The 823-nt window shown below is 49.6% G+C and carries 1 protein-coding gene; it reads left to right on the top strand.

Annotation, left to right across the window (positions count from 1 at the left end):
• Nucleotides 1-823, top strand: an 823-nt coding sequence (locus tag ACFP3V_RS31365) for an IS110-like element IS4321 family transposase (RefSeq protein WP_380591100.1), incomplete at both ends; no start/stop codon positions are given.

The raw sequence follows: 823 nt of genomic DNA, 5'->3' as shown, positions 1-823 counted from the left end.
GGCAACAACCATCGCGATGGAAGCCTGTGGCGGTTCTCACTTTATGGCACGCAAGCTGGAAGAGTTAGGGCATTTTCCAAAGCTGATATCACCGCAATTTGTCCGCCCATTCGTTAAAAGCAACAAAAATGACTTCGTTGATGCTGAAGCTATCTGTGAAGCAGCATCACGTCCATCTATGCGTTTCGTGCAGCCCAGAACCGAATCTCAGCAGGCAATGCGAGCTCTGCATCGTGTCCGTGAATCCCTGGTTCAGGATAAGGTGAAAACAACTAATCAGATGCATGCTTTTCTGCTGGAATTTGGTATCAGCGTTCCGCGAGGTGCTGCCGTTATTAGTCGACTGAGTACCCTTCTTGAGGACAGTAGTTTGCCTCTTTATCTCAGCCAGTTACTGCTGAAATTACAACAGCATTATCACTATCTTGTTGAGCAGATTAAAGATCTGGAATCTCAGTTGAAACGAAAGTTGGACGAAGATGAGGTTGGACAGCGCTTGCTGAGTATTCCCTGCGTTGGAACGCTGACTGCCAGTACTATTTCAACTGAGATTGGCGACGGGAAGCAGTACGCCAGCAGCCGTGACTTTGCGGCGGCAACAGGGCTGGTACCCCGACAGTACAGCACGGGAGGTCGGACGACATTGTTAGGGATTAGCAAGCGGGGCAACAAAAAGATCCGAACTTTGTTGGTTCAGTGTGCCAGGGTATTCATACAAAAACTGGAACACCAGTCTGGCAAGTTGGCCGACTGGGTCAGGGAGTTGTTGTGTCGGAAAAGCAACTTTGTCGTCACCTGTGCTCTGGCAAACAAGCTGGCCAGA

Origin of the sequence: Streptacidiphilus monticola, assembly GCF_042658505.1 — a bacterium.
GTDB lineage: Bacteria > Actinomycetota > Actinomycetes > Streptomycetales > Streptomycetaceae > Streptacidiphilus > Streptacidiphilus monticola.
Note: the sequence above shows the minus strand (reverse complement) of the source record. Positions and strands in the feature narration are given on the sequence as shown.